This is a genomic window from Bradyrhizobium sp. SHOUNA76 (genome assembly GCF_023006445.1).
In the GTDB taxonomy this organism is placed as follows: Bacteria; Pseudomonadota; Alphaproteobacteria; order Rhizobiales; family Xanthobacteraceae; genus Bradyrhizobium.
In genome coordinates this window covers 1-6,726 of sequence record NZ_JALBHA010000367.1, presented here as the reverse complement: position 1 = coordinate 6,726, position 6,726 = coordinate 1, and the positions used below count along the sequence as shown (strand labels likewise).

Annotated in this window: 6 protein-coding genes, 1 tRNA gene and 2 pseudogenes; all 9 read left to right on the top strand. The window is 63.7% G+C overall.

All coding sequences use genetic code 11. The features are described 5' to 3' along the window. A pseudogene (locus MOV74_RS27710) lies at window positions 1-147 on the top strand (PspA/IM30 family protein); the annotation flags it as partial. Between the two features lie 10 nt (window positions 148-157). Next, complete coding sequence (locus MOV74_RS27705; RefSeq protein ID WP_246929758.1) at window positions 158-817, top strand: OB-fold-containig protein; 660 nt, start codon at window positions 158-160, stop codon at window positions 815-817. Between the two features lie 23 nt (window positions 818-840). Beyond that, window positions 841-2,535 carry a flotillin family protein gene (locus MOV74_RS27700; RefSeq protein ID WP_246929757.1) on the top strand — a complete coding sequence of 565 codons (1,695 nt, stop codon included), beginning with the start codon at window positions 841-843 and terminating at the stop codon, window positions 2,533-2,535. Window positions 2,536-2,742: 207 nt separating this feature from the next. Then, window positions 2,743-3,111 carry a hypothetical protein gene (locus MOV74_RS27695; RefSeq protein WP_246929756.1) on the top strand — a complete coding sequence of 123 codons (369 nt, stop codon included), beginning with the start codon at window positions 2,743-2,745 and terminating at the stop codon, window positions 3,109-3,111. A 135-nt stretch (window positions 3,112-3,246) separates the two neighbouring features. Then, window positions 3,247-3,321: transfer RNA gene (locus tag MOV74_RS27690), tRNA-Asn, on the top strand. 214 nt (window positions 3,322-3,535) lie between these two features. Continuing rightward, window positions 3,536-3,709 carry a hypothetical protein gene (locus MOV74_RS27685; protein WP_246929754.1) on the top strand — a complete coding sequence of 58 codons (174 nt, stop codon included), beginning with the start codon at window positions 3,536-3,538 and terminating at the stop codon, window positions 3,707-3,709. 151 nt (window positions 3,710-3,860) lie between these two features. After that, window positions 3,861-4,523, top strand: a complete 663-nt coding sequence (locus MOV74_RS27680; RefSeq protein WP_246929760.1) for a protein-L-isoaspartate O-methyltransferase — start codon at window positions 3,861-3,863, stop codon at window positions 4,521-4,523. Between the two features lie 203 nt (window positions 4,524-4,726). Beyond that, on the top strand, window positions 4,727-6,112 hold the full coding sequence (locus tag MOV74_RS27675; protein ID WP_246929759.1) for a TolC family outer membrane protein: 1,386 nt from the start codon (window positions 4,727-4,729) through the stop codon (window positions 6,110-6,112). 305 nt (window positions 6,113-6,417) lie between these two features. Then, window positions 6,418-6,726, top strand: a pseudogene (locus MOV74_RS27670) (hypothetical protein); the annotation flags it as partial.

Below are 6,726 nucleotides of genomic sequence, written 5' to 3'. Positions count from 1 at the left end.
AAGGCGCTGCGGGCGGGCAGGGCGGTGGCGCGGGCCACCGGCGTGCCGCCGGGCATCCCGTATTCGAGCGACATCGACGAGCTCAGCACGCTCCATCGCGACAAGGAAATTGCGGCGAGGCTGGCGCGGCTGAAGTCACGCTCCTGAGTACCGTGTCATGAGCGCTCTGCTCGAACACGTCATGTCGCCGGAGGTCAGGCCGTTCGCGATCGCGGCGGCCATGATCGTCATCGTCGGCTCGATCGAGGTAGTCTCGATGCTGGTCGGGGCCTCCTTGAGCGAGATGCTCGGCACCAACATCGACTTCGGCCATCCCAGCGACAATGGCGTGATCAACGCCATCTCCTGGATCAATGTCGGCGGCGTGCCGCTCTTGATCTTCCTGCTGCTCCTGCTCGGCGCGTTCTCCATCACCGGCTTCCTGATCCAGGACATCGCGCGGATGCTGGCCGGTCCCTTGCCGGCCTCGGTCGCCTCGGTCGGGGCCGTCGTCGTGTCGGTTCCGATGGTCCGCGCGGCCAGCAGGGCCATCTCGCGGGTCATTCCCAAGGATGAAAGCTACGCCGTCGGCCTAGGCGATCTCGTCGGCCGCATCGGTGAGGTCGTCATCGGTCCGCTCGACCAGGGACCGCCCGGCCGCGTCAGCGTCGCCGATATCCACGGCAACCGCCATTTCGTCTGGGCGGTCGCCGCGCCGTCGTCAACACCCCTGCCGCAGGGAACCATGGTCCTGCTGGTCGACCGCGACGGCACCCGCTTCGTCGCAGTGAAGGCCGACGATGAACTTAAGCCGTCCAAGCCACCTCTAAGCAGCTAGCAGTTCATTCATTGGAGAAAGTCATGTTCGACATCGCAGTCCCGGCCATGATCGGCGTCGCGCTGATCGTCGTCCTCGGGATCGTCTTCACCATTCTCTACAAACGCGCCACGCGCGACGAAGCCTTCGTGCGCACCGGGCTCGGTGGCAAGAAGGTCGTGCTCGACGGCGGCGCCATGATCCTGCCGATCTTCCACTCCTATGCCAGCGTCAATCTGAAGACGCTGCGGCTCACCGTGGAACGCAAGGAGCGGGAATCCCTGATCACCAGGGACCGCCTGCGCGTCGACATCGTTGCCGAGTTCTATGTACGCGTCCGCCCCGACGATGAGAGTATCGCGCTTGCGAGCCAGACGCTGGGTGCGCTGACCAATGACGCGGAAGCGCTGCGCAACCAGGTCGAGGCGAAATTCGTTGACGGCCTGCGCTCGGTGGCGGCGACCATGAGCATCCTCGAACTCCAGGAGAAGCGCTCGGACTTCGTCAAGCATGTGCAGGCGACAGTCGAATCCGACGTCAAATCCAACGGCCTCGAGCTTGAATCCGTGTCGCTCACGAAGCTCGACCAGACCGACGTCAAGTTCTTCAACCCGGAAAACTTCTTCGACGCCGAGGGCCTGACCCAATTGAAGACGGTCACCGAGACCCGGCGGCGCGACCGCAATGCCATCGTGCGCGACAACGAGGTGGCGATTGCGCAAAAGGACCTCGAGGCGCGCCAGCAAACCCTCGGGATCGAACGGACCAAGAAGGAAGCGGAGCTCTCCCAGGAGCGCGACATCGCCAACAAGACCGCAAGCACCCGGGCCGAGGTCGCGACCGCCACGCAGACCGCGCGCCTCACCGAGGAAAATGCCCGCATCGACACCGACCGAGCCGTTGCCGAGAAGGAGGCCGGCGCCAAGCAGGTCAAGGAAACCGCGGTGATCGAGTCGGATCTGGCGATCAACAAGCGCAAAACCGACGCGCAGCGCGAGATCCAGATCGCCACGCAGGAAAACGAGATCCAGATCGCTGCCAAGAGCAAGCAGACCTCGGAAGCCGTCACCGAAGCCAAGGCCGCCGAAGCGCTCGCAGTCTCCGCGGAGGAAAAGGTCGTCACCGCGCGTGCGGTCGAGGTCGCCGATCGTGCCCGTCTGACACAGGTGCTGGCCGCGCGCACCGAGGCCGAACGCAAATCGACCGAGCTGATCGTTGCGGCCGAGGCCGAGAAGAAGGCCTCGCTCGATCGCGCCGAGGCCGTCAAGACGCTGGCCACCGCCGAAGCCGAGTCCAACAAGATCAAGGCCGTAGGCGTCCGCAACATCGGTGAGGCCGAGGCCGCCGTCATCACCATGAAGAACGAGGCGCAGAACAAGCTCGGCAGCAACGTCATCGACTTCGAGATCGCCAAGAAGCGGATCGAGACGATGCCGTCGGCGCTGGCCGAGATGGTCAGGCCTATCGCCAACCTCAAGGACGTCCGCATCCTGCACACCGGCGGCGCGTTCGGCGGCAACGGGGCCGTCGGAGGCAATGTCGGCTTCGGCGAAGGACTTGCCGGCGAGCTGCTCAAGGTCCACGCGCTGCGTCCGATGATCGACGAGATCCTGCGCCAGAGCGGCTTCGCGCCGGGCGAAGATCCCGTGCAGGCGCTGGTCGGCGCCGTGACCGGGAAGAGCAACGGCGCCGCCGTGCCTGCGCCGGCGCCGGAGAAGACAAACGCCGCCGATCTATGAATGCCCGTTCATTGCTGCGGAGAATTCGAAACGATAAACAGGCTCGGCGCGTCTCGCGTCGCGCAACGTCCCGGAGTGCAGATCGATCGTGTCCTGAACCTTTCGATCGCGCTCCGGACGTGTCTCGAGGCAACGCCTTTTGTTGCCGCGGCGCCTGCGCCGATCGACGCCAGGCGCTGAGGCCTGTTTCGATCGGAGGATTTTCACATGAAGTATTTTCTGTCTGGATTGATCGCGATCGGTCTTTCGATCGCCGCCATGCCGTCGTTCGCAGCTGACGCCCGCAACGTTACCATCGTCAACGAGACCGGCTATGCCATCAAATTCCTGGGCTTCAACGCGCCGGATGATGGCCTGGACGAGTGGGACAATGAGCTCGACAAGGTGCTGCAGAACCAGGCCAGCACCTATGTCGAGTTCGACGAGGACGACGAGGGCTGCGTCTGGAATATCCGCGTCGACTGGCAGAGCTACGACGAGGCGGTGCTCTGGAAGAACGTCAATCTCTGCAAGATGACTGCGCTTCGGTTGCGCTACGACCCCGGTACCAAGACCACCTCGTTCCTCGCGGAATAACGATTGGCCCGTATGGCCGGAGGAGGGGCCGCTCGGCCCTTCCTCAGGCACGTTGCGGATGATGACGAATTCGTCCTTTGCAAGCGCAAGCGGCTTTGTTATACGCAGCCGCGCGCGAACGACTGGTTCGCCTTTTCCTCGGTAGCTCAGCGGTAGAGCATCCGACTGTTAATCGGATGGTCGCTGGTTCGAATCCAGCCCGGGGAGCCAAATTCTACCGCAAATTCAACGAGTTGTGAGCGCGCCCTCAGGTGGCGCGCGACCTCATTGCATTGAACTCTGAGCAGTGCGTTCACGATCCCTGGCTGGAATCGCCTTCAAGCAGATGTGTGTATAGGCCCCGTCGCGCCATGCGGGCGGCCCCAAATCGACTCAATTGAAATCGAGCTTCGCGACTGCCGGACTTTTTACGGAGCTGATTCCCATGCCAGACATCCAGGTCGACCACATGGCCCCCTCGATTCTGCCGGCCGACATTCCCGAGCTCAGCGACGACGAATGCCTCGCCTGTCTGGCGCGTGCGGTCGAGACACCCGAGTCGGCGCGGCTGGACGAGGTCGCGGCTCTGATCGGCCGCCTCGCGGTGGCAATCGAATAATCCGTTCCGGCCCTGATGCGGTAAGATGCGGGCGCCTTGGCCCCAAAAGCCTTGGCCCCACAGGGCTAACGGCCGTTGCGTTTTGGCCAGCCATGTTCCAAAGATGCCGCCAACATTGGTTCGCGGCATCGCCGCATTGCAGGGTCCGCAAATGTCCGGTTTTTCGACCGCGCGCCTTAAAATGGTCGATGGCCAGGTGCGCACCAGTGACGTCACCGACCGTCGTGTTCTCGATGCCATGCTTACGGTTCCGCGCGAGGCCTTTGTGCCGGCAGGCCGGCAGGCGTTGGCCTATCTCGATCTCGACCTCGACGTGAGCGAGGGCGCAGTCAAGCGCTTCCTGATCAAGCCGCAGCTGACCGGCAAGCTGCTTCAAGCCGCCGAAATCGGCGAGGGTGACAACGTGCTGGTGGTCGGCTGCGCCACGGGATACCTCGCGGCGCTGACAGCCAAGCTGGCCCGCCAGGTCACCGCAACGGAATGCGATTCGGCCCTGGCCGCGAAGGCCAAGGATGCCGTCGCTGCCCTGGGGCTGACTAATGTGACCTGCAAGGCTGCGGCCTGTACCGAAGGCGATCCTTCCGCTGCTCCCTATGACGTGATTATCCTCAATGGCGCCGCCGAGGTGACGCCGGAGGCGCTGCTCGGGCAGCTGAAGGAGGGCGGGCGTCTGGTGGGGGTTTCGGCCGAATCCAGGCCGCCCCGGGCCATCATCGTGACCCATACCCACGGTGAATTCGGCCATCGAACCCTGTTCGACGCCGCCGCTCCGGTCCTTCCCGGCCTGGCGCGGGCTGCCGCCTTCGTCTTCTGACAGCTCGAAGCTCATAAAATCCCGTTCTGAATCAGAAGTGTGGCCGGGATGCTGCACGTGAAGAGTTTCCACCGAGAACTACCCTCAGGTGGTTCCGTCGCGCTTGACCGCGTCCTATGTTGCAGCGGGGCAGCGACTCCACTCGTAGACGGTACCCAGCTCGCGGGCACGAGCCGGGCGTTAGAATGAACGGAATTTTTGGGATGCATGGGGTGAAGCTCTTCACCGGAGCTGCGGTTTCGGTCTTGCTGCTGTCGCTAGCCGGGCCGACGCCTGCCTTGGCGGATACGATCGAGTCCGCGCTGGTGCGCGCCTATCAGAACAATCCGCAGCTCAACGCACAGCGCGCCCAGGTGCGCTCGACTGACGAAAACGTGCCGCAGGCTTTGTCCGGCTATCGGCCCAGGGTCAATCTGACGGCGAGCGGCGGCTATCAATATCAGGATCTGCAGAGTGGCGTGGGGAGCAATTCAATCCATGGCACCACCATGCCTCGCAGCGCTGGAATTACGGCTTCGCAGACGCTTTATAACGGCAACCAGACTGCCAACCGGACGCGCGCCGCGGAGAGTCAGGTTTCCGGCTCCCGCGAAGCGCTGCGCAGCCTCGATCAAAGCGTGCTGCTCCAGGCCGCCACGACCTACATGGATTATCTGCGCGACTCGGCCACGCTCGAAGTTCAGCGCAGCAACGTGCGGGTGCTCGAGCAGACGCTGAAGCAGACGCGTGACCGCTTCAATGTCGGCGAAGTGACACGCACCGACGTTGCGCAATCGGAAGCACAGCTGGCGGCCGGCAGGACGCAGGCCCTTACCGCGGAAGCAAACCTCACCACGACGCGCGCGAACTTCCGCCGCATCATCGGCAACGAGCCGACGAACCTTGCACCCGGCTCGCCTGTCGATCGTTTCCTGCCCGCGACGCTCGCTGCCGCAGTCGAGCTCGGCCTCGTCGAGCATCCCAACGTCACGGCTGCAATGTTCGGCATCGACGTCAATTTCTTGCAGGTCAAGGTCGCCGAAGGTGCGTTGCTGCCGACGCTTACAATCCAGGCATCGGCCACGCAGGCCAACGAACAGTCCTTGATTCAGTTGCGCTCGTTCAACGCCGCCGCGACCGCTCAGCTCTCGGTGCCGATTTATCAGGGCGGCAGCGAATATTCGCTGATCCGCCAGTCCAAGGAAAACCTGGCGCAGCAGCGTCTCAACCTCGAAACGACGCGCGATCAGACCCGTGCGACCGTGGTGCAATGGTGGGGTTCGTTGCAGGCCGGCAAGGCGCAGGTGCAGTCCGCGCAGGCGCAGGTGACGGCATCCGAGATCGCGCTGAACGGCGTGCGCGAAGAAGCCAAGGCCGGTCAGCGTACCACCCTCGACGTGCTCAATGCGCAGCAGGCGCTGGTCAATGCGCGCGTGGCACTGGTGACCGCGCAGCACGACCGGGTCGTTGCGTCCTATAACGTCCTTGCTGCCGTCGGCCGTCTGGCGCCGCAGGTCCTCGGCCTTGGGACCACGGTTTATGATCCCAGCGTTCACTACCACCAGGTCCGCGACAGCTGGGCCGGCGTGCGTACGCCTGACGGACGCTGATTCCCCGTCGTCATCCGGTCGGCCTCGCGAACAGCCGAGGCCGATCGGTGCTTTGCTTGCAATCATCAAAATCCCTGACATAGCCTTGCCAAGACAATGCGGGTCGATTCGCCCCGCGTTAACGCCGTATGCGTAAAGCTTGAGTGCCGAGGGGCAGGGCGCACCGCTGCACGTTGAGCCGTGATCTGGGGACAAGTCGGGCTGCCGCGACGAAAATGTCGAGCCGCTCGTTGCGGAACCGGCCAATCCTGTCGTGCTTGGTGTAAAACAGCGCATGCGAGGGCGTTGATGATGTGGAGTCGGAGATGACGCAGCCTGCAAAGGTCACAGAACCCTCGATGGAGGAGATTCTGGCCTCGATCCGGCGCATCATTGCCGACGATGAGGCCAAGCCGCCGCCGGCTGAAACCGCCAAGCCCGAGAAAGCCGCGGCCCCGGCTGCGCCGCCAAAGCCGCAGGCGATGAACGACATTCCGCCATCCAAGGTCGCACCGGCCAAACCGGCCGCCTCGTGCCCGAAGCGGAATCGCTTCAAGTTGAAGCGATTATCGCGGTGGCTCCTTCACCTCTCCCGCAAGCGGGCGAGGGAGCGCACCTCCTTTGTTGCTGCATCA